Source organism: Saccharospirillum salsuginis, from assembly GCF_014651855.1.
Lineage (GTDB): Bacteria > Pseudomonadota > Gammaproteobacteria > Pseudomonadales > Natronospirillaceae > Saccharospirillum > Saccharospirillum salsuginis.
The window spans coordinates 1-21234 of record NZ_BMXR01000017.1 but is presented as its reverse complement, the minus strand read 5'-3'; the positions used below and the strand labels follow the sequence as shown (position 1 = coordinate 21234).

General features: G+C 61.2%; 15 protein-coding genes and 1 rRNA gene. 6 read left to right on the top strand and 10 right to left on the bottom strand.

All coding sequences use genetic code 11. The annotated features are described in order from the left end of the window. Positions 1-67 precede the first annotated feature (67 nt). Positions 68-313, bottom strand: a complete 246-nt coding sequence (locus tag IE111_RS22725) for a hypothetical protein (RefSeq protein ID WP_189613236.1) — start codon at positions 311-313, stop codon at positions 68-70. 226 nt (positions 314-539) lie between these two features. Between IE111_RS22725 and IE111_RS22720 the strand changes: the two genes are divergently transcribed. Next, the gene (locus tag IE111_RS22720) at positions 540-1154 is read left to right on the top strand and encodes a LysE family translocator (RefSeq protein WP_189613234.1); all 615 of its coding nucleotides are present in this window, start codon (positions 540-542) and stop codon (positions 1152-1154) included. A gap of 173 nt (positions 1155-1327) precedes the next feature. Here IE111_RS22720 and IE111_RS22715 read toward each other — a convergent pair whose 3' ends face one another. From IE111_RS22715 to IE111_RS22685, 7 genes are all read right to left on the bottom strand, one after another. Continuing rightward, the gene (locus IE111_RS22715) at positions 1328-3028 is read right to left on the bottom strand and encodes a methyl-accepting chemotaxis protein (RefSeq protein WP_189613232.1); all 1701 of its coding nucleotides are present in this window, start codon (positions 3026-3028) and stop codon (positions 1328-1330) included. A 113-nt stretch (positions 3029-3141) separates the two neighbouring features. Further along, entirely contained in the window at positions 3142-4113 is a 972-nt protein-coding gene (locus IE111_RS22710; protein ID WP_189613230.1) for a calcium/sodium antiporter, read from the bottom strand. A 462-nt stretch (positions 4114-4575) separates the two neighbouring features. After that, positions 4576-5514, bottom strand: coding sequence for a DUF4340 domain-containing protein (locus IE111_RS22705; RefSeq protein ID WP_189613228.1), 939 nt, complete (start codon positions 5512-5514; stop codon positions 4576-4578). Between the two features lie 13 nt (positions 5515-5527). Continuing rightward, positions 5528-8428, bottom strand: a complete 2901-nt coding sequence (locus IE111_RS22700) for a Gldg family protein (RefSeq protein WP_189613225.1) — start codon at positions 8426-8428, stop codon at positions 5528-5530. Beyond that, complete coding sequence (locus IE111_RS22695; RefSeq protein WP_189613223.1) at positions 8418-9377, bottom strand: ABC transporter ATP-binding protein; 960 nt, start codon at positions 9375-9377, stop codon at positions 8418-8420. Before IE111_RS22695 ends, IE111_RS22700 begins: the two co-directional genes overlap by 11 nt. A gap of 277 nt (positions 9378-9654) precedes the next feature. Continuing rightward, positions 9655-10182 (bottom strand): DUF3833 domain-containing protein, encoded by a 528-nt coding sequence (locus tag IE111_RS22690; RefSeq protein ID WP_189613221.1) that lies wholly within the window; start codon positions 10180-10182, stop codon positions 9655-9657. A gap of 61 nt (positions 10183-10243) precedes the next feature. Then, positions 10244-12475 (bottom strand): ATP-dependent helicase, encoded by a 2232-nt coding sequence (locus IE111_RS22685; protein ID WP_189613219.1) that lies wholly within the window; start codon positions 12473-12475, stop codon positions 10244-10246. 166 nt (positions 12476-12641) lie between these two features. On the opposite strand from IE111_RS22685, the gene IE111_RS22680 reads away from it, so the two are divergent. The 5 genes from IE111_RS22680 (at position 12642) to IE111_RS22660 (ending at position 19655) form a co-directional block, all read left to right on the top strand. Next, complete coding sequence (locus tag IE111_RS22680; RefSeq protein ID WP_189613217.1) at positions 12642-13082, top strand: chemotaxis protein CheW; 441 nt, start codon at positions 12642-12644, stop codon at positions 13080-13082. Between the two features lie 234 nt (positions 13083-13316). After that, entirely contained in the window at positions 13317-14066 is a 750-nt protein-coding gene (locus tag IE111_RS22675; RefSeq protein WP_189613215.1) for a sulfite exporter TauE/SafE family protein, read from the top strand. Between the two features lie 357 nt (positions 14067-14423). Further along, positions 14424-15074 (top strand): translesion DNA synthesis-associated protein ImuA, encoded by a 651-nt coding sequence (imuA, locus tag IE111_RS22670; RefSeq protein ID WP_189613214.1) that lies wholly within the window; start codon positions 14424-14426, stop codon positions 15072-15074. Beyond that, the gene (locus tag IE111_RS22665) at positions 15067-16497 is read left to right on the top strand and encodes a Y-family DNA polymerase (protein ID WP_189613211.1); all 1431 of its coding nucleotides are present in this window, start codon (positions 15067-15069) and stop codon (positions 16495-16497) included. The genes imuA and IE111_RS22665 overlap by 8 nt, the downstream gene beginning before the upstream one ends. Further along, entirely contained in the window at positions 16494-19655 is a 3162-nt protein-coding gene (locus IE111_RS22660; RefSeq protein WP_189613209.1) for an error-prone DNA polymerase, read from the top strand. The genes IE111_RS22665 and IE111_RS22660 overlap by 4 nt, the downstream gene beginning before the upstream one ends. Positions 19656-19722: 67 nt before the next feature. Here IE111_RS22660 and IE111_RS22655 read toward each other — a convergent pair whose 3' ends face one another. Together IE111_RS22655 and rrf are read right to left on the bottom strand one after the other, a co-directional pair. Then, positions 19723-20328, bottom strand: a complete 606-nt coding sequence (locus tag IE111_RS22655; RefSeq protein ID WP_189613207.1) for a hypothetical protein — start codon at positions 20326-20328, stop codon at positions 19723-19725. Positions 20329-20860: 532 nt separating this feature from the next. Further along, positions 20861-20976: ribosomal RNA gene (rrf, locus tag IE111_RS22650) — 5S ribosomal RNA — on the bottom strand. Between the last annotated feature and the right edge of the window lie 258 nt (positions 20977-21234).

The following is a 21234-nucleotide window of genomic DNA, read 5'->3' as shown; positions in this document are numbered from 1 at the left end:
GAGGTTAACCAAACGGTTTAAGTGCCCCCAAAGGTGTATTTTGCCAACCGTTTGGCGGTTTTAAGCCCTATTTGCCCAGTATGACCACCCAGACGATCCAGATCAGCCAGACCAGGAACAGAAAAGGGGCGGCCATCAGCGCCAGTACAAACAGTGTGGACACCAGTCCCAGGGCGATGCCCAGCAACCATAAGGCGCCGCTGAGGGCAAAGACCACCAACACAGCGATGACCGCCAGGCGAAACAGCGTTGCCCAGAAGCCGCGTCGGCGTCTCGGATAAGGATCATAGTCGTCGTATCGATAGTAGGCCATCAGGTGTTGCTCCCAAAAATGAGGCTGTAAGGTCTATATTGGGCCTTACAGGAATCATGCCAAGCCGCAACCGCACGGATTATGGCGTTTTCCACCCTGCATGGACGTTCGATTTAGCCATTTACACCAAACGCTTGGCGCCTGAGACCGCTTCCGTCGACGCCTCTTCCCCGGCACCACCGAAACCTGAGACAATAGCGCCTGTTCGCGCCCCGGGGACGTCGCCATGACAATCGAAAGCAGCCTGACCTTCTTCATCGCCATTTTCATTTTCAGTATCACTCCGGGGCCCGGCATCTTCGCTATCCTGGCGCGAGCCCTCACCCGGGGCGCCCTCGCCTGCACCCCGCTCGCATTCGGCATGGTGATCAGCGACCTGGTCTATCTGGTCCTCGCCTGTTTCAGTCTCTCGGCGCTGGCGACCCACTACAGCGAGGTGTTCACTGTCATTCGCCTGGCCGGCGCCGCCTATCTGCTCTACCTCGGCTGGAAAATGTGGACCAGTCCGGTGAACACCGACTTCGACAACGCCGCTCCCCGCAGCGGTGCGCTGCGCAGTCTGGTGCAGGGCGTTCTGATTTCCGCTTCCAACCCCAAAGTGATTCTGTTCTACGTCGCCTTCCTGCCGACGTTCATGGATCTGTCCAGCCTTTCCACCGGCGACATCGTGCTCGCCGGCGGCCTCACGGTCGCCGCCTTGATGCTGGGTCTGATGCTGATCGCCTGGGGCGCGTCCCGCGTTCGGGTCTATGCCCGTTCCACCAAGGCCATGCGACGGCTGAACCGGACAGCCGGGTCGATCATGATCGGGGCCGGGGCCTTGTTGGCGGCCAAGAGTTAACTGACGGGTCGTGCCATGAACCACGTTGTTGGATTACGGATCTTCGATCCTAATCCAACCTACTGCCCCCCAAGTGCCCACCCTGGATTGGTGCTACCCGGTTCCCGAAAAAAAGAAGCCGACGCCCGTCCAGGGTCGCCGGCTTCCCGTCCCTTGTTCGTGGGCTCCGGTGATCAGAGCCGGTATTCGTGCAACCGGTGCGACAACTCGTCCGCCATGGTCTGCAGCGACTGACTCGCTTCGGAGATCCGATTCGCATCCGCCGTTGTCTGCTCGATCGCCTGCGCGATGCTGTCCATGTTGCGGTTCACGTCGTTGGACACCGCCGCCATTTGTTCGGCCGCGCTCGCCAACTGGGTGTTGATGTCCGTCAGGGTCGTCATCGACTGACGAATGCCCGACAGTGCCTGGCCGGAGAGTCCCGCCTGTTCGATGGTTTTCGACGCCTGTGCCTGGCCCTGCTGAATGCTGCTCACCGCCTGCTCGCAGCCTTCCTGAACCCGGCCGATCTTCTCGCTGATCTCCTGGGTCGAATCCTGGGTACGGCTGGCCAGCTTGCGCACTTCATCGGCCACCACGGCGAAGCCCCGGCCCTGTTCACCGGCGCGGGCGGCTTCGATCGCCGCGTTCAGCGCCAACAGGTTGGTTTGCTCGGCGATGCCGCCGATCTCTTCGGTCACCACGCCGATTTCCTCGCCGCCGGAGGCCAGTTTATCGAGTACACCGGCCAGTTCGGTGATGCTGGTGTTCAGCGCTTCCATCGCCTCGATGGTGGATTCCACCGCACGGGACCCCTCGCCGACTTCTTCGTCGGCTTCGCGCGTGAACTTCGCGGCCGAGGTGGCGTTCTGGGCGACATCGCCGGTTGTTGTGGACATTTGGTGTACAGCCGTGGCCACCTGGGCGGTTTCACCCTGGACGCGCCCCAGAACTTCTTGGGTTTGCTCGGCGGAGGACGCCAGGGTGGAGGACTGTTCGGCCAGCGAGCCGGACAACCCGGTCAGGGTGCCGATCAGATCGCGCAGGTTGTCGGTCATCCGGCTGACCGCCGCCATCAGGCTGCTGTCGTCGCCTTCGCGCAGCTCGATGTCGACGCTGAAGTCGCCCGTGGCCATACGGTTCATGATGGCAACGGTATCATCGACCTCGCCACCCAGTTTGGACAGGACCCAGCGACGAGTGTAGAGCGACAACGCCAGAATGGCGGCCACAACCAGCAGCACAACGGTACCGACGCTCAGCAACTGGGACATGAAAGCGGAGCGTACGTCGTCCACATAGATGCCGGATCCGAGGACCCATTGCCACTGATCGTCTTTGGTTACGAAGGACAACTTGGTGTACCTCTCTTCGGTCACGCCGCCGCCTTCGATAGGTTTGGGCCACTGGTATTCGACGAAACCGCTGCCTTCGCGTTGCACCAGGTCGGTAAAGGCGACAAAGAGGTTCTTGTTGTCGAGGCGCTGTTCGAAGTCGCCATCCAGGCTGCGGGCCAGGGTGGCGTAGTTGTAGTTGGAGCTGCTGAGCACCTGGCCGTCGAGACTCGGCACGGTGGGATGCATGACCATGCGCGGATGCGGTTGGCCCAGATCGTTGATCCAGATGTACTCGGTACCCGAGTAACGCAATTCGCGGATGGCGTCCTTGGCCCGCTGCTGCGCCTCTTCGCGGTCGTAGGCGCCGGCGGCGACCTGGTCCTGATGAAAATCGACCAGGCCCTGGGCGAGTTCGACCACGGCCACGACCCGTGCTTCCCGCCCTTCCATCAGGCTGCGTTCCAGGCTGGACACCGACACCCAGCCGATCAGAACCAGCCCGAGCAGACACAGAGCCGGAATCAATAACAACCGCCCACCGATGGTTGAAAACTTCATGACGAACCCTCCGCCGAAAATTGGTACCGGGAACTCGGACCAGTGACTAAAATTTAGTCAGCTTTTCAGGGTTTCGCCATAATTTAGACAGTGTGTTTAGGTATTGCCCTGACTTAAGTCAACGCCAGTTGAACCAGATAGCCAGTGTAGAGCGCGTAGACAATCAACAGGAGGCTGCCCTCGATCCGATTGATACGCCCCTGGCGGCCTTTCAGCCCGATCCCCATGACCAGGAGTGCGATGGTCAGGCCGGTCATGACGATCCAGTCACGCGTCAGTACTTCGGGGTCGGTCGCCAGCGGCGAAATACCGGCGGCGATGCCGACGACGGCCAGGGTGTTGAACAGGCCGGAGCCAATGACGTTGCCGAGTGCGAGGTCGTGTTCGTTCTTGCGGATGGCGGCCAGCGAGGACGCCAGTTCCGGCAGGGAGGTGCCGATGGCGACGACGGTCAGGCCGATGATCAGATCACTGACGCCGAGGCTCTGGGCGATGATGACGGCGCCCCAGACCAACAGGCGCGAACTGATGACCAACAGAATCAGACCGACGACGAGCCAGGTCAGCGCGACTTTGAGCGACATGGGGTGGGAATCGAGCTCGGCGGTCACTTCGACGCCGATGATGTCATCACCGCCTTTGCTGCCCTGGTAGATGGACCAGCCCATGATGACAAAGAAGACGATCAACAGGACCGTGGCGTCGACCCGGGTCAGTTGGTTGTCGAGCAGGAACCAGCCGGACAGCACGGTGATGGCGAGCAGGATCGGCAGTTCCTTGGTGATGATCCTGGAATGCACCTGGATGGGTGACAGCACGGCGACCAGACCGACCACGAGGCCGATGTTGGTGATATTGGAGCCGTAGGCGTTGCCGAGGGCGAGGCCGGGGTTGCCATCGAGCGCGGCGATGGCGGAAACGACCAGTTCGGGAGCGGAGGTGCCGAAGCCGACGATGACCATACCGATGAGCAGCGGTGACATACCGGCGTATCGGGCGGTGGCGGAGGCGCCGTCGACAAAGCGGTCGGCACTCCAGACAAGCAGGGCCAATCCGGCGATGACAGCCAACCAGGCTAACAACATGTGGTTTCTCTCCCGAGCATCGAATGTGAGGGGCGTATTAAGCCAGAGTCTGTTTGGGTTTTACAGTGCTTGGGGGTTGGATGGCTTGGGTGCCCATAGTTTGAGGTGGCAGGGCTTGCGTGGGTGCCAAGGGCCCGTACCGGCTGGGCGGGGTGCCCCTGCAGGGTCGCTGTGAATACGTCCATGTAAGCTTGACCGCAGCATCCATGCTGCGGACATCCCTGCAGGGGCACCCCACCCAGCCGGCACTCGGAATTGTGGATGCATACCCATGTTCCTGGCACCTGTAGGGTGGGCACGGCCCACCAAAAGGGTCAGAGCAACCGCAAATCCACCCATATCCGATAAAAGTGGATTAAATCACGGCATTCCGTGGCCCGTTCCCATCCATGGTGGGCAGTGCCCACCCTAGGAGTAGGTTGAATTAGGCCGAAGGCCGTAATCCAACAATCACACCCCGCCTCATTCGGTGATCGAGGCCTCATCCTTCCCAACGGCCACCCACAGTCCATCAACGTCCACCAATCCTTGCGCCACACCATTCGCCACCCGGAAATACCCGGGCACGTCACTGCGCTGGATGGCGTAGGTGCCGTCCTGGTGGTACAGGGCCACTTGCATCGGTTCCGCGCCACCAAATTCAACGGTCAAAGCGGGTTCAGCGTCGGCCAATTGGGTTTCTAGCTCCTCATCCACCCAGCCGCTGACAGTCAGAGTGGACCATTTGCGCAGCCAGTCCTTCCAGGCACCCTGGTCCAGGTTCGCGTCGGCATCATCGGCCAATCGCCAACCATCCTCCCGACGCTGGACGGACCGTTCCCCCAGTGCCACTTCGGTGACTGGCTCAAGATCGACCTGCAATAAACCGCGATCCAGCCAGGCGTCGGCCTTGGCGTTGAGGTCGACCGCGTTCAGTTGAATCGAGTGCACGTCGGCCTGGTCACCGCGACGCACATGCACTTGGCGGTACCCCGGAGAGGTACCGAAGTAGAGGTGCTGTTTATCGCCGCCGTCGGTGACCAGCGCCAAGCGGCGCTGGTAGTTGTCGTCGGCGGTTTCGAAGCGTTCGGCGGCGGTGCCACTGTCGGCGACCGGCCAGGTCAGTTGAGCCTCGGCCAGGGGACCGAGAACGGTGTCGACGGTGGCCGAGCTTGCCGGGTAGCGCTGGCCGTTGCGTTCCAGCCACCAGCGGTCGTCCTGGCGGACGAGGGTGAGGCTGCGTTCGGTGTCGCCGCTGTGGTCGTCGATGCGCACTTCGGTGACCTGCTCGCGTTCGAAGGCGAGCAGGGGTTCGGTATCGATACCGTCGTCGTTCCATAGAACATTGCCCTGAACGACGGCGACAAGCAGGAGCTGCAGGACAAACGCGACGAGCAGTCCCTGGTTGAATCGGTTGAACATCGGTCGGTCCTCCTTAGGCCCACTGGGTCAGTTGATGCAAACGCTGACGGCGGCGCCAGCGCTGGATGACGATGAGCGCGGCAAGCAGCACGAGCGCGGCGCCATAAGTGGCGTATTCGTAGGCACGCTGGCTGTCTTCGCTCATGGCGGGCAGGGTGCGGTTGTATTCGCCGCCGGAGCGGATGCTCATCAGCCCGCTGTCGTCGAGCGACCATTCGGCCAGGTTGGTCAGGAAGTCGATTTCGCCGGTCAGTTGGGTGCCCTGGGCGGCGCCGGCCATTTGCAGGGCGGTGTCTTCGGCGAAGTCGTTCGAGCCGATGACGATCAAGCGGGCGGATTCAGGCGAACGCTCGATCACGGTACCGATGGTCGGCTGGGTATCCGCCGACTCCGCGGCCTCGGACCCCTCGCTGCTCTCTTCGGTCGTCTCGGTTTCCGCTTCCAGCAAGGGCGAATCCTGCCCGGCGAAATGCGAACGGAACTGACCGGTGAGCGAGACGATCAGCGGATACCGCTCGGTGGTCTCGGCCGGTGTGTAGGTCACGTCGCCGCTGGCGTTCAGACGCGGCATGACCTGGTTGGCCGAGCCGAGCCAGGCTCTCGAGGAGCTCTGGGCCAGGGGTGTGACGGACAGGGCACCGGTGGATTCATCCGCTTCGGACTGCGGCGCCTGGTACTGAACCGCACCGGCCCAGGGAACGGTCAGCCGCCCCAGGTTGGAAGTGACCGGATGATCGGCTAGACCTTCGCCGCGAACGTCGATGAAATACGGGTAGTTCAACATGCGCAGTTCCTCGAAGCGCATGCCGTTGACCTCGCGGATGACCGGTACCGGGAAGGCGGAATTTTGCGGGTCCATGACCAGTTGGTCGCTGACTGAGATGCCTTGCCCACTGAGCCAATCCGTCAGTCCGGAGTCGTGCGCGCTGGCCGACAGTTGCTGCCGCGACAACCGGATCGATTGCGGGCCGGTCGCCAGGACGACGCGTCCGCCGCGCATCAGGTATTGATCGATGGCGAAGACGGCTTTTTCGCTCAGCACCTCGGGCGCCATCACCATCAGCAGGTCGATGGCGGCCGGCACTTGGCCGTTGTCGAGCTGGAGGGTCCGCACGCTGTAATTCTCGGTCAACGCCTGGCGCAGTTGAGTAAACCGCTTGCCGCCGCGTTGCGCCGCATAGGGGTTGGCGCCCGGTGACGGTGTGACCAGGCCGACTGTCTCGGTCAGACCGGTGACGAAGCGTTCCAGCCCGGCTTCCAGTCCGTCGCGCAGGGCATTTTCGGAGAGGTCGTCCGGCAAGGGTACCTGGACGTTCTGATTGCCGTCGCTGAGCATCAGGTAGAAGTAGAACGGCTGTGGATCGAGCAGTCCGGCGACCATGGGCTGGAAGCCGTAGTCCTGCCGGATCTGTTGCGCGAGCCGGCCACCGTCGGCTTCGGGGTTGCGGACCTCGACGTTCAGTTTACCGTTCGAGGCGTCGGCCATCTCGCCGGCGGTGTCTTCCAGCGTGGCGCGGAAGTCGACCAGGGCGTCCGGCAGGGTGTCATCCGGGGATACATAGGCCGTCAGGGTCACGCGTTCGTCCAGCAGCGGGTAAATCTCACCGCCGGCCCGATAGCTTTCCAACACGGAGTTGATCGCCCGGGTCAGGTCGTATTCCGGATTGCGCAGGCGCACGTTCAGGTCGTTCCGGCCCTGTTTCACCTCGATCATGTCGTCGAAGCCGAGCACCCGGTGCTCGTCGCCGTATTTGACCAAGACGTTGAAGTAGGAACTGACCACCGACGACTGGTGTCGGTCGGCCACTTGAAAGGGAACCGGCTCGATGCCGTAGGTCTGGTTGGCTTGCTGTTCGAGTTCGGGCTCCTCGGTCGGGTCGATCAATTGCACTTTAACCGGGTCACCACCGAGGGCACCGTATTCCCGCAGCAAGTCTTTCAATCTCGGCACCAGCGGCGCCAGCAGGGGATGGGTCTTGGCGCTGAAATAGCCTCGCAGCTCCAGCGGTTCGTCCAGCCGGGCCAGGGTCTGGCGGGTGGTGTCGGATATCGAATAGAGGTTGCCTTCGGTGGTGTCGACACGCAATGCGTGAGTCGGCTGCAGCCAGACATTGACCAGCAGCAGGTTCGCCACCAGCAGGCCGATGCCCACTCGCCAGCGGCCGTGCTGGGTCTGGTGCGCCTGCTTGTCCCAGCGTACCTGTTCCAGCGTGTAGACGTTGTAGGCCAGGAAGACCCCGGTCAGGCCCAGGTAATAATACAGGTCGCGCGCATCGATGACGCCGCGCGTGATCGACTCGAACCGGGAACCGCTGCCGATCAGCCGCATCCCGTCGGCGAGATTCGTCGGCACCAGGCTGGTCAGCAGCGGATGACCGATCAGCAGGAAAGCGCCGGCCACAGCCGTGGTCAGCAACAGGGATACGATGGCGTTGTCGGTACGGGCGCTGACGGCGAGGCCGATGGCCAGATACAACGCTCCGAGCAACGCGGTCGCCAGATACCCGGCCCAGACCGGTCCCCAGTCAAGCTCGCCGACGGCACCGACCATGACCGGGATCGGCAAGGTCAGCACCAGCGCCATAAGCAGCAAGGACCAGGCGGCGAGAAATTTGCCGAACACGAAGGCGACACTGCGCGCCGGCATGGTCAACACATGGTCGAGCGTGCCGGTACGGCGCTCTTCGCTCCAACTGCGCATGGTCAGCGCGGCGGCGAGGAAGACCAACACCACCGGCATCCACTCGAACAGGGGGCGCACGTCGGCGATGTTACGGGCGAAGAAGGCTTCGACCCAGAAAAAGATAAAGACGTTGATCAGTGCGAAGGCACCCAGGAATAAATAGGCCAACGGCGAGGCGAAGAAGATGCCCAGTTCTTTGCGGGCGATCTGCACGGTTCCTTTAAGCCACATCGGTTGCTGCCTCCTTCTTCGGTTGAGCGGCCCGGGGTTCGGTGTCGGTCGCTTCGAAAAAGAGCTGTTCCAGATCGCGTTGTTCGCCGGCGATCTGATACAGGTCGATGCCGTCGTTCACCAGGGTGCGGCTGACCTGCGCGGCCAGTTGTCGGCGATCGGCCGTGTGTGCCAGCGCCAGTCGCAACCCGGTGTCGGTCAGGGTTGTCCGGTCTATGCCGGCCATCGATTCGATCCGTTCCAACGCACGTTTCGGGTCGCCGCACTGAACGTGCAGTACCGCGCGATCGGCCAGCTCGGCGATCGGCTCATCCAGGGTCAACCGGCCTTGCTGGAGCATCAGCACCCGGTCACAGACGGCGTTGACTTCCTGCATAATGTGCGTGGACAGAATAACGGTGGCGCTTTGACCAAGGCGGCGAATCAGGTCGCGCATGTGTCGGGTCTGTTCCGGATCGAGGCCGTTGGTCGGCTCGTCCAAAACCAGCAGCTTGGGATTGTTCAACAGGGCCTGGGCAACGCCGACGCGTTGCTTGTAGCCGCGGGAGAGGGTCTGGATGGGACTGGTCAGTTTGTCTTCCAGCTGGGTGTCGTACACCACCCGCTGCACGGCCTCTTTGCGTTCTCGCCGGTTATCGATGCCACGCAGGCCGGCGCAGTAGTCGAGGTATTCGACGATGGTCATTTCCGGATAGAGCGGCAGTTGTTCCGGCAGGTAGCCGATCCGGGCATGCAGTTCGAGGCTGTGGCGTTGCATGTCCAGGCCGTCGAGCGTGACCTGGCCCGATGAGGGTTCCAGCGCTCCGGTGATCATACGCATGATGGTGGTCTTACCGGCCCCGTTGTGACCGAGCAGGCCGACGATTTCGCCCGGCTCCACCCGGAAACTCACCGAATCCACCGCCGTGAAGGATGCAAAGCGACGCGTGACGCTCTGGCATTCAAGCATAGCGATCTCTCCCTTTGGATGAGATGGGTTGTCGTTGTTCAGTTCTATCGTTCGCAACACCTGGGCAGGCACTGCGGATATCAAAGTCGCTGAGGAATCCCGAACCGGGGCAGCGGCTTTGTCGTGCGTCGAGCAGGGACAGGGAGGTCCGCTCGAATGCCGACCGAGGCAGGCACGACGAACCAGAAAATAGGAACAGCGGACAGGGGTTTCAACGGGGCGGGACCTGATCCGCCCCGGAATTTTTCAGTTTACTGACGGCTTGCTGGCAAACCGTTCACAGTCGGCGCATGGTCAGCACAACCTCACCAATCCGAAAACCGAACTTGGTCATCTCGGTAACGTTGATCAAGGTATTGTCGCTGGTTTGATAGAGCCAATCGTCCATCTTGACCTGGATCGTCCGGCCGTTGGACAACGGCACCTCAAGGACGTATGCCATGTTGACGGCGCTGCCCTCATAGCGCATGTCGGCCGTACCGACGACATCGCCGGCGGTGCCTTGAAAATGCCGGGGTCCAACCCGCTCGAAACGCCAGATCCGGGTTTGGCGTTCGCCGTCGTTCCACTGAAAGACTTCATCGAGCACGCCGGACTGATCGTCCCATCGCGCATCGATGGTGGCGGTGAAATACCGGTTCACCTTGCCGCCCCGGCTCAACACCACCCCCTCGGCCACCAGGGTGCCATTGAAAAACTCTTCGGGGTCGAACTCGGGTTCACGACCCTGATAGTCACTGACCCGCACGGAACTGCATCCGACAAGAGCGAAGGCTGTGACCAGACCTATAATGCGTTTCCACACTGTTCCACTCCTCGTTTGATTGACTGTCCTTATACGAATGCGGGGTCGGTGCGGATCGACCTCAACTCAGCCATTCCAGCAAGGGAGCCACCGTGGCCCGGTCGAACTGGCGTATATCACCGTCCTTGAGAAAGCGGATGGTCAGGCGGTGTTCGTCCTGGCTGAGCACCCGCCCGGCGCCAAACCGGGCGTGGCGCACCCGGATGGGTTCGTCGCTGAGGGCATCCTTCGGTGAACGGGTATCTTTGGGCGGGTCGCGCCAGTCGATGGTCAGCGAACACTGAATGGCGCGCAGGTAGCTTTCGGTGCGGTCCGGATCCAGGTTTCGGGTCAGTCCCACAGCGGAGCGGTTCTGGTTAATGGCCTGGGAAAGGGCGAGACAGTCGTCCCAGGCGAGATCGGCGAGAAAAGGGCTGTCCGGGTTGTCGCTGCGGTCCGCGGGCGTCAACAACACCAGTTGCTCCCGCGCGCGGGTCATCGCGACATACAGCAGCCGGCGTTCACTGGCGTCCGAGGTCGGACGGCTGAGATCGCCTTCGGGATGGTAGGGGAAGAAGCGGGCGTTCAGCTCGGGGATCAGAACCACCGGCCATTCGCGGCCCTTGGCCTTGTGGATGGAGGTGATGTGGACCCCGTCCTGGCCGCGCCCGGCCCGATGCTGTTGCAGTTGACGCAACCGGTCGCCGGCCTCCGCCGCCGGCCAGTCCTGCGCGGCGACAAACTGGGCGAAGGCTTTGACGGTGGCGATCTGGTCGTCGACCTGCTGGGCGGAGAAGGCGCTGTCTTTGAGGGCGTTGTAATAGTCGGTGACACGGATCCAGCCGCTGACCAATTCGGTGGCCATGCACCTGGCACGTTCGGCCTTGTCCAGCAAGCGGGCGCGTTCGAGCAGTTGATCGGCCTGGAACGCCGACAAACTTTCCGGGATGGCGTTGCGCAAATGACGGCCCGCCTCGGTAGACACGCCCTTGAGACGCTCGACCAGATCGTCGACCACGACTTTGCGGATCTTCAGATACGGCTGGGTCAGCAGGGTGCGCCAGGCCTGGCGGCGAGTCTCATTGTCGTATTGGGTGAAGGTGCCGCTGGCCAGATCCAGCAAGACCCAAAAGCCCTGCAATTCGTAGCGTTCCAGCACGGTCTGGTGGTGGTCCAGGTGATAGGGCACATCGGCCGCCAGTAACAGCAGTTCCAGACGCGCGCTGTTCGCCCAGAGCCGGTTAAGAACAGCAATATCGGCCAACGGCCGCTGTTGGCGCCACTGCTGGATCAGCCCAAGGGCGGCGCTGGCACAGTCGTCGCTGCGCACCTGTTCCACTCGTGTCATTGGCGTATCGGGATAGGACAGGCACAGCGTGCGTACGGCGACCGGATCGTCGGCCGCACCCATCAGTTGGTTGGCGAGCAGACTGAGGTGATGACCGTAACGAAAGGTCCAGCTCAGTTGGTAATCCCGCACGTCGTTGAACGCTTCGGTGAACCCTTCGGTCAACAAGGCGGGCTCGGAGCCCCGGAACTCGTAGATGGTCTGGTCCGGATCGCCCACGGCCATGACCTGGCCGCGATCGCCGTGCAGGATTTCCAGCAGGCGTTGCTGGATCGGGTTGATGTCCTGAAATTCGTCGACCAGGATCTCTTCCATGTGTCCGGCGAAGCGAGTGGCGATGGCCGGGTCGCCATTCAGACAGCGCACCGGGTCGTAAAGCAAGTCGGCGAAGGTGACACGACGATGGTCCGAGCGCCAGGCCTCGAACCGCTCGAACGCCTCGATGAAGATCCGGCACTGCGACGGCAATCCGCTCTGCTCGAACACAGCGGTGGGGCTCGCCAGATTGCTTTTGACCAGTTCGAAATAGGACAGCGCCGGCTCGACCCATTTTTTCTTGCGATTAAGGATGTCTTCCGCCTGTTCGTCATCCGCCAGCTCGCGCAACAGTCGCCAGACCATCGGTTCGACCTGGGCATCGTTCATCAGGTTGCGGTCGAACGGCGGCAGATCGCCGTCGCTGACCAGGCGCTGGTAAATGCGGTAGCCCAGGGAGTGAAAGGTGCGCACTTCGGGCAGGCTCAGCCCGGACGCCCGGTTCTGCTGCTGCAGCCGGCGCGAGAAATCCTGCTGGGCGGCCTTGTTGTACATCAGCACCAGCAGGCGACGCGGGTTCACACCATCGCGCAGGCGACGGGAGACATAGGCGGTCAACGTCGCCGTCTTGCCGGATCCGGCCACGGCGACGATGCGGGCGTGCCCGTCCGGATGCCGGATAATGGCCTGTTGTTCGTCGGTCAGGGGCATGAGGGTCCTCGCGTCAGGGCCGCAAGGCTATCAGAATCCTTCAATTTTTCATCCAACGGACGATACAAAGAGCATCGCTGTTGCGCACCGAACCAGGGCTGTCTAGGCTTATTCGGGTAGCAACGTCTGTTCAACGGTCCGTTTTGGGCTTCAGGAGCCAGTCATTATGTCGAATGAAATGTGGGTCGTGGTACAGCTGGACTCGGAACCCCTCGCCTTCCCCGCCACCATGATCAAGGAAGTGGTGCCCTGGCAGCCGCTGCACCCGGTACCGAGCGAGGCCATCGGCGTGATGGGGTTGGTCAGCCTGCGGGGCGAGACGTTGGCGGTGATCGACCTGCTGGAAATGACCGGCTACGGCGTCATGGAAAACCCCAGTTTCATGCTGGTGCTCGACTTTTCCGAATCCCGCATCGGATTCGCCGTCACCAAGGTAGAAGGCGTGCAGTATTTCGATGTCGACAACATGGACACCAACATGGCCGGCGGCTACATCCAGGGCACTTTCGAAAAAGAGGACCGTCTCTACCAGCTGATCAATCCGGGAGCGCTGGAACAACTGGTCTCCCAGCACACCGACATTGGCGCGCTCCTGCCCGACGGTTGAACACTGCGTTTCAGTTGAATCTCTTTCAGTTCACTTCTCTCATCTGAATGCGATGACTCTGGTTTCTGACTTCTCGGATGGCCAGCACCGGCTACCGGGTAGGCTTATTCGGGGATGGCGGCCGCCAAGCCCCCATGGACGGGTACACGACGAGCGATGTGTCGCACCACCCGAATAGGTTTACCCGGCCGCCGGTGCGGGTTCAGCCACCTCCAAATCTGATAACATTAATCAATGGATCCGATTCTTCTGTTGCCCCTGCTCGGCATCTTCTTCCTGGGCAGTTACATCCAGACCGTCACCGGTTTCGCCTTCGGCCTTGTGGTCATGGGTCTGACCTCGGCGTTCGGCCTGGTCTCACTCGAATTCGCCGCCTTCGTCACCAGTGCGCTGAGCCTGTTGAACACCGGCATCGCCCTGCGCGGCCACACCCACCACGTCTACAAGCCGGCCCTGTTCGCCATGCTCGCCACGGCAATCCCGCTGACCGGACTTGGCCTCTGGCTGCTGGCCCGATTCAGCGCCGAAGACGTCGGCACCCTCAAGCTGATACTCGGCGCCACCATCATCGCCAGTTGCCTGTTGATGATGTGGAAACCCCACCCGCAACCCAGAGTATCCCGCTCCTGGACCTTCGCCTCCATGGGTGCCCTGGCCGGAGTGCTCGGCGGCCTGTTCGCCACCTATGGCCCACCGCTGGCCTTCCTTATGTATCGCCAACCGTTACCGTTATTGCGCGTGCGCCTGACCCTGCTGATGACCTTCACCGCGACATCGATCATCCGCCTACCCATGGCCCTGCCCTATCTCGATGTCACCCCGGCTTTGATCATCACCGCTCTGCTCGGCCTGCCCGTGGTCGCCACCGGCACCCTCATCGGCAAACGTTTTGGGCCGCCACTGCCCGAGCTCTGGATGCGGCGGTTGGCGTTCGCGTTGCTGATCGGGTCCGGAGGGAGTTTGGTGGCATCCGGGCTGAGGTAAGTGATTGGTTTTGCACGGCTTGGCTGCTGGGAATCCGTGTCTGCTTAGGGTTCTTGGCAGATGGTATGGTAGGAATGTGACTGCATGGGTGAGTACCCGGGGTGGGTGATGCTCTGTAGGGGACATCTGAGGCAGGATGCCGAAGCTAAGCGCCCAGGGATGGGTTTATAGCGGTCCCTGGAAGAGCATCACCCAGCCCGGGTACGTGTTCCGGATAACCAAGACCACCCAGCCGTGAAAAACCAGCCACAGCACCTAAGATTGGCACCGGATACAGACCGATACCAACCGTCACTGGCATCCCTTTCGACTCTGATTATACTGTACATACATACAGTATCGAGCAGTCCCCACACCATGACCTTGTTGCATGAACTGACCCGGAATGGCCAGGTCTGGACCGGCCACGATTGGCGCCGCACCCGCCAACAAGCCCAGCCCAGCGGCCATGCCGCCCTGGATACCGAATTGCCCGGCGGCGGCTGGCCTCTCGGCGCCGTCACCGAGATCCTGGTTCATCGTCCCGGTCAGGGCGAGCTGCGCCTGTTGCTGCCCGCCCTGTCGGAATTGAGCCGGAACGACAGCCGCTGGCAGGTCTGGTTCAACCCGCCCTTTCAGCCCTACGGGCCGGGTCTGGCCCAGTGGGGGCTGGCGCTCGACCGCATGCTGGTGTGTCAGACCCGGGGGGCGGACGACCTGCTGTGGAGCCTGGAGCAATGCCTGAACACCGGCGGCAGCCAGGCCGTGGTGGCCTGGGTGGAACAGCTCGACAAGGCGCGGATGCGCCGCTTGCAACTGGCGGCGGAGAAAGGGCGCATTCCTGTGTTTCTGCTGCGCCCGGCACGGTTCGAGTCGGCCCCGTCGGTGGCCGCATTGAGGCTGCGGCTGACCTCGCCCGGACCGGAGCGTGCGTGTGTGGACATTCTGAAACGCCGGGCCGGTTGGCCGGTGCAGGACATTGAACTGCCGTTGCCGTTGTTCGGCGAAGGAGCGGGGGGCCATGGATAGTACACGGCGCCTTTGGCTGTTCATCGAGTTCCCGGCGCTGGCGCTCGAAGCCTGGTTCGGGCCGGATGACCCGCAGCGGCCGCCGCAATTGCTGCTGGCCGGGAACGGCCAGTCGGTCCTGCAATGCAATGCCGCGGCCACAGCGCTCGGCGTTCGCGAAGGCATGAGCACCAACACCGCCTACTGCCTGCTCGAGTCGGTCGAGATCGCCCAGTACGACGCCCAGCTCGAACGCGAGCAACTGGGCCGGCTGGCGTTGGTGCTGTATCGGTTGTGCGCCGACATCCGCCTGTGCCCGCCGTCGGGCATGTTACTGGAAATCGGCTCCATGCTGCGGTTGTTTGGTGGGCTCGACGCCTTCCTGGAACAGCTGTGGGCGCACCTGCACCGCAGTGGCTACCGCTACCACTGCGCCACCGGGCACACCGCCCTGGCGGCGCGGCTGCTGGCCCGGAACAGGATCGCGTTGTTCAGCCAGGATGCCGTCCGGATCCGCGCCGAACTCGACCCGTTGCCGGTCGACGCGCTCGACTTACCGATCAAGGACCCCGCCAAACTGACCCGAATGGGGCTGACCACCTATGCCCAACTGCGCCGTGCCCCCCGGGCCGAACTGGGTTATCGCTTCGGCCCGGAGATGGTGCGCCACCTGAACGCCCTGGAACAGCCGGATGCCCTGGGGCAACGGTTCACCTTGCCCCCGCATTTCAACGAGCGCCTGGAATTGCTGCACGAGGCGACCCAGGCCGATGGCTTGCTGTTCCCGGTCAAACGCTTGCTGGTCACCCTGGAGGCCTATCTGCAGGCCCGTCAGCAGAGCATCGACAGTCTGCACCTGAAACTGGAGCATCGCGAACAGCCGCCCACCCGGCTGCACGTTCAGGCGGTACGCGGCGCCAAGACGGCGCAGGAGTGGCAGCACCTGGTGGGATTGGCGCTGGAACGCCAGCCGCTGCCGGCCCCGGTGCTCGCGGTGCTGGTGCGCGCCCACCGTTTCCATGCGGATGCCGGTCAGGCCGGGGATCTGCTGGGCACGGCCTACCCCGCGGCCGACGCCGACCGTTTGCTGTCCCTGCTGGTCTCGCGCCTGGGGCACGACCGGGTGCGCACACCGATGTGCGGCGCCGATCCGCGACCGCTGCAAGCCGGCCGGCTCGATCCGGCCACCGAGGCCGACCGGTCCGTTCAATCGGCGACATTCAGCCGACATCATCCGGTGTTCCTGCTGCCCGAACCGGTCGCGGTCCGTCCCGGGGATTACGACTGGCTCAGCGGACCGGAACGCATCGCGCCGGGGGACTGGCTGCAACCGGCCCCCTTCCGCCGGGACTATTTCCGGGCCTGGCACCGACAGCATCAACAACTTCACTGGCTGGCGCGCCACGACGACCGTCGCTGGTTTCTCGAAGGGGTGTTTTCATGACCGCCCCCTTTCCCTACGCCGAGTTGCACTGCATCAGCAACCACAGTTTTTTGCGCGGCGCCTCCCACCCGGAAGAGCTGGTATGGCGCGCCCACGAATTGGGTTACCGGGCCCTGGCGATCACCGACGAATGTTCGGTCGCCGGGGTGGTCAAGGCCTGGCGGGTGATTGATGCGCACGAGCTACCGATGACGCTGATCATCGGTGCCGAGTTCCGTTTCGAAGGCCAGTTGGTGATTCTGCTGGCTCCGGACATGACCGGTTACAGCCAGTTGTGTCAGTTGATCACCCGAGCCCGGCGGCGCTGCGAAAAGGGCGCTTACCGCGTCACCGAAGCGGACTTCAGACAGGCCCTCGATCACTGCCTGTGTCTCTGGTCGCCCCGGCACATCGACGAGGATGAAGCCTCCCTGCTTCGGTTCAAAGACTATTTCCCCGAACGCTGCTGGGTCTTGGTGGAAAACCTGCTGACCAACACCGGTTTTGAGGAGGCGCGCAACAGCCAACGGCTGGGCGAGCGCTGTAACGTGCCGGCGGTCTGCGCCAACAATGTGCACATGCACCACCCGGATCGCAAGAATCTGCAGGATGCGCTGACCGCCATCCGCCATAACCTGACACTGCACGAAGCCATGCCGCACCTGTTTCCCAACGCGGAAAACCATTTGCGCTCCTTCAACAAGTTGCGTTCGCTCTACACCGACGAACAACGGGCGGAGACGATGCGCATCGCCGAGCGTTGTCACTTCACTCTGGATGAACTGCAGTACCGTTATCCCAAGGATGTGCTGCCGGGCCAGTACACGGCACCGGAGTATTTGCGACTGCTGGTGTATCAGGGGGCCAGGCGACGATTCCCGGAAGGCTTGAACGAAGAGCTCGAAACAACCATCGAGCGTGAATTGGCGATGATCCGGCAGAAGGGCTACGAGCACTATTTCCTGACCGTTTACGACATCGTCCGGTTCGCGCGCTCGCAACAGATCCTGTGTCAGGGCCGGGGGTCCGCCGCCAATTCCGTCGTCTGTTACTGCCTCGGCATCACCGAAGTGAACCCGAAGGAAGCCTCGCTGCTGTTCGACCGGTTTATTTCGGCCGGCCGCAAGGAACCGCCGGACATCGATGTCGATTTCGAACATGAGCGGCGCGAGGAAGTGATCCAGTACCTGTATCGAAAATACGGCCGTAAACGAGCCGCCCTGGCCGCCACCGTGATCACCTACAAGCGCAAGAGCGCCTTGCGCGACATCGGTCGCGTTCTCGGGCTGAACCTCGACCAGCTGAATCAGAAAATCGCAAACTATGGCTGGCGTTATCGCAGCAAGAACTGGATCGACGAGATCATCGAAGACGGCATGGGTCTGTCCGACCATCAGATCGGTTTGTTCAAATCGTTGCTGAATCAGATCCACGGCTTTCCGCGTCACTTGTCGCAGCACGTGGGTGGCTTCGTCCTGACCGAAGGGGTGGTTGCGGACCTGGTCCCGATCGAAAACGCCACCATGGCCGACCGGACCGTCATTCAATGGGACAAGGACGACCTGGAGGCCGTGGGTCTGATGAAAGTAGATGTGCTTGGCCTCGGCATGCTCAGCGCGGTGCGCAAGACGCTGGACCTGGTGCGTGAGCATCAGGGAAAAACCCTGAAGATCCAGAACATCGACCGGGCCGACGCCGACGTCTTCAACATGATCCAGCAAGCCGACACCGTCGGCGTGTTCCAGATCGAATCCCGCGCTCAGATGAACATGTTACCGCGACTGAAGCCGGAGAAATTTTATGACCTGGTGGTGCAGGTCGCCATCGTCCGGCCCGGCCCCATTCACGGCGACATGGTCCACCCCTACCTCAAACGGCGCGTCGGTCAGGAAAAAGTCGAATACCCCAACCCCGCATTGATACCGATTCTGGAACGGACCCTGGGTGTACCGATCTTTCAGGAACAAGTCATCTCGCTGGCCATGACGGCCGCCGACTTCACCTCGGAGCAGGCCAACGAATTGCGCCGCTCCATGGCCAGTTGGAAAAAAACCGGGCACATCACCCAACTGCGCGATCAACTGACCGCCAACATGAGCGCCAACGGCTATCCGGATACGTTTATCCAGCGCATCAATCGACAGATCGAGGGCTTCGGCGAATACGGGTTTCCCGAATCCCACGCCGCCGGTTTCGCGTTGATCGCGTACCTCTCCGCCTGGCTGAAGTACCATCATCCGGCTGCATTCTGTTGCGCGCTGCTCAACAGCCTGCCGATGGGATTTTATTCCGCCTCGCAACTGGTTCAGGACGTGCAGCGCCACGGTGTGACTGCTTTACCGATCGACATCAACGCCAGTGATTGGGACAGCAGTCTGGAAGGCGACCGGGACCATCCCGACATTCGTCTCGGTTTCCGGCGCGTCAAAGGTTTGAGTGAAGAGGCGGGGCGCAGCCTGGTCCAACATCGTCCCGAGGCCGGCTACCGTCGCATCAAGGAACTCGAACGCCTGCCCGACATCACGACCGGCGATCTCGACGCCCTGGCCTCGGCCAATGCCTTCCAGTATCTGACCGAGCATCGTCATCAGGCCCGTTGGGAAACCTCGGCGCTGCGCCTGCAGGCGCCACTGCTGAGCGATGCCTTCGATGAGACCCTGCCCGAGCAATACGCACTGCCCGCGCCCGATGCCTGGGCCAACCTGGTCGAAGACTATGACAGCCAGGGGCTGAGCCTCGGACCGCATCTGATTCAATTGCTGCGCGAGAGTCGACAGATTCCGAATACCCACGCCGCGAATAAACTGCTGGATCTGGCCAAGGTAGAACAGGACAGGTTGACGCGGCTGGCCCAGGAACAAGGCCTGACATTACCGGACCGGGTCAGGGTTCCAATTCAGGTGATTGGCGTAATCGTGAACCGTCAGGCCCCGAAAACCAAGACCGGGGTGACGTTCGTGACGCTTGAAGATGACACGGGAAATATCAATGTCGTGGTTTGGCGTCGGCAGGCGCTTGAGTTCATGAGGGTGCTGACGACCGAGCAACTGGTGAAGGTGACGGGGTTACTGGAGAAGGCGTGGGACAACGATGTGATTCATGTGATAGCCGAAAGTATGGATGGGGTGCAGGCTATCTCCAGCCAGGAACCAAGAATCGCTTCCAGAGACTATCATTAGCAAACACAGCTTAAGTCAGGTCGCATGATGGCGACCTGACGTCCAGCCGAATGAAATTGGCGGAATCCTAGAAATCTACAAACAAACCCAAGTTCAGCATAATCCCGTTTTCCATCCCCGACTCCCCGAGGAAACCAACGTATTCAAGGCCAATATTGAAATAACCATCATCGGTCATAGCATGAACATAACTGACTCTGGGTTTAATATAAGCACCGATGGGAACATCCAACTTCTCGCCGGGACAATCCATACAGTTACTGACGGTACGGGTGGATAGACCGACACCGTACCCAGCTGTCAAATCAGTGACCAACCAGGGAAGTGGTCTTGCAGTTAAACCCGCTTCACCATAAAAGGAACCAACCGCTGCGGAGCTATCAGCCTCACTGACATTCCCATTTTGATCCTCGACCATGACGCTGTAGCTCTCATGGTCTTCCGTGAATACCGTGAAAAAACCGCCACCTAAGCGAACATGGTTAGCCAGCACAGTGTAAGCATCGAAACCCAGGGAAAAACCTGAATCCTCAATACCCTCACGCTCAGCCACTTCCGAATCTATCGCATATCGACCCGTTTGAAATTGCAAACCTAAGTTCGAGGCATAAACAGGAAGTGAAAGGGTCAGGGCACACAATGCCATAAGGGCGGGAATTAATTTATTGGCCATCCGGACAATCCTTTTCAGTTATTAGATTGGATTACTGCTACCGGGTATTTAATTGGTCAATCCTAATATACTTGGGTTGCAGTCTGAGAGAAAAGGCTGTCTCGACCAAAGCCAAGCCCTCGAGCTATCTCAAGGAAATATAAACCGGGAGAAGCTCACTGAATCTGCATCATAATAGAACAGACAACTAAAGGTAGAATCATCGGCAACCTATTCTCGGGTTCAGATTACTGAACCTCAGGTTCATCTTCAATAGAACACAGAGTAGGTTGAGGCGGTGGTGAGTGACGGTGGGCGCGTTATGCCCACCATCGAACCTCACGCTGCGCCGGAACACTCCATCGGCACGCCAATGTCCCGACCCCACAACGCAAAAACCCCGAACCATCTCTGGTCCGGGGTTGGTATTAAAAGCTTTACGAGGACCCGGGCGGCGCTCCGCTACTCGTTGAGTCGGTCATCGTCTGACGAACCGAAGCGGTGACCATAAAAACCCCCCGATACCTATCGGTACCGGGGGTTGGTATTAAAAGCTTGACGATGACCTACTCTCACATGGGGATACCCCACACTACCATCGGCGAGGCTGCGTTTCACTTCTGAGTTCGGCAAGGAGTCAGGTGGTTCCACAGCTCTATCGTCGTCAAGCAAACTGGTTGGTGACTGCGGTATGGTTCAGGATCGCTCACTATGGCTTTCCCGTTCCGGTGCAGTACACCCAATTCGCACTGATCAAGTCTCTTCTCAAGTGTCTGTCCGACGGCGCTTTCCGTCGTCGGCGATCCAAGTCGTTCAATTCTTTGTCTTGCGTTACGGCGCCAACACCCCTTGGGCGTTATATGGCCAAGCCGCACGGGCCATTAGTATCGGTTAGCTCAACGCCTCACAGCGCTTACACACCCGACC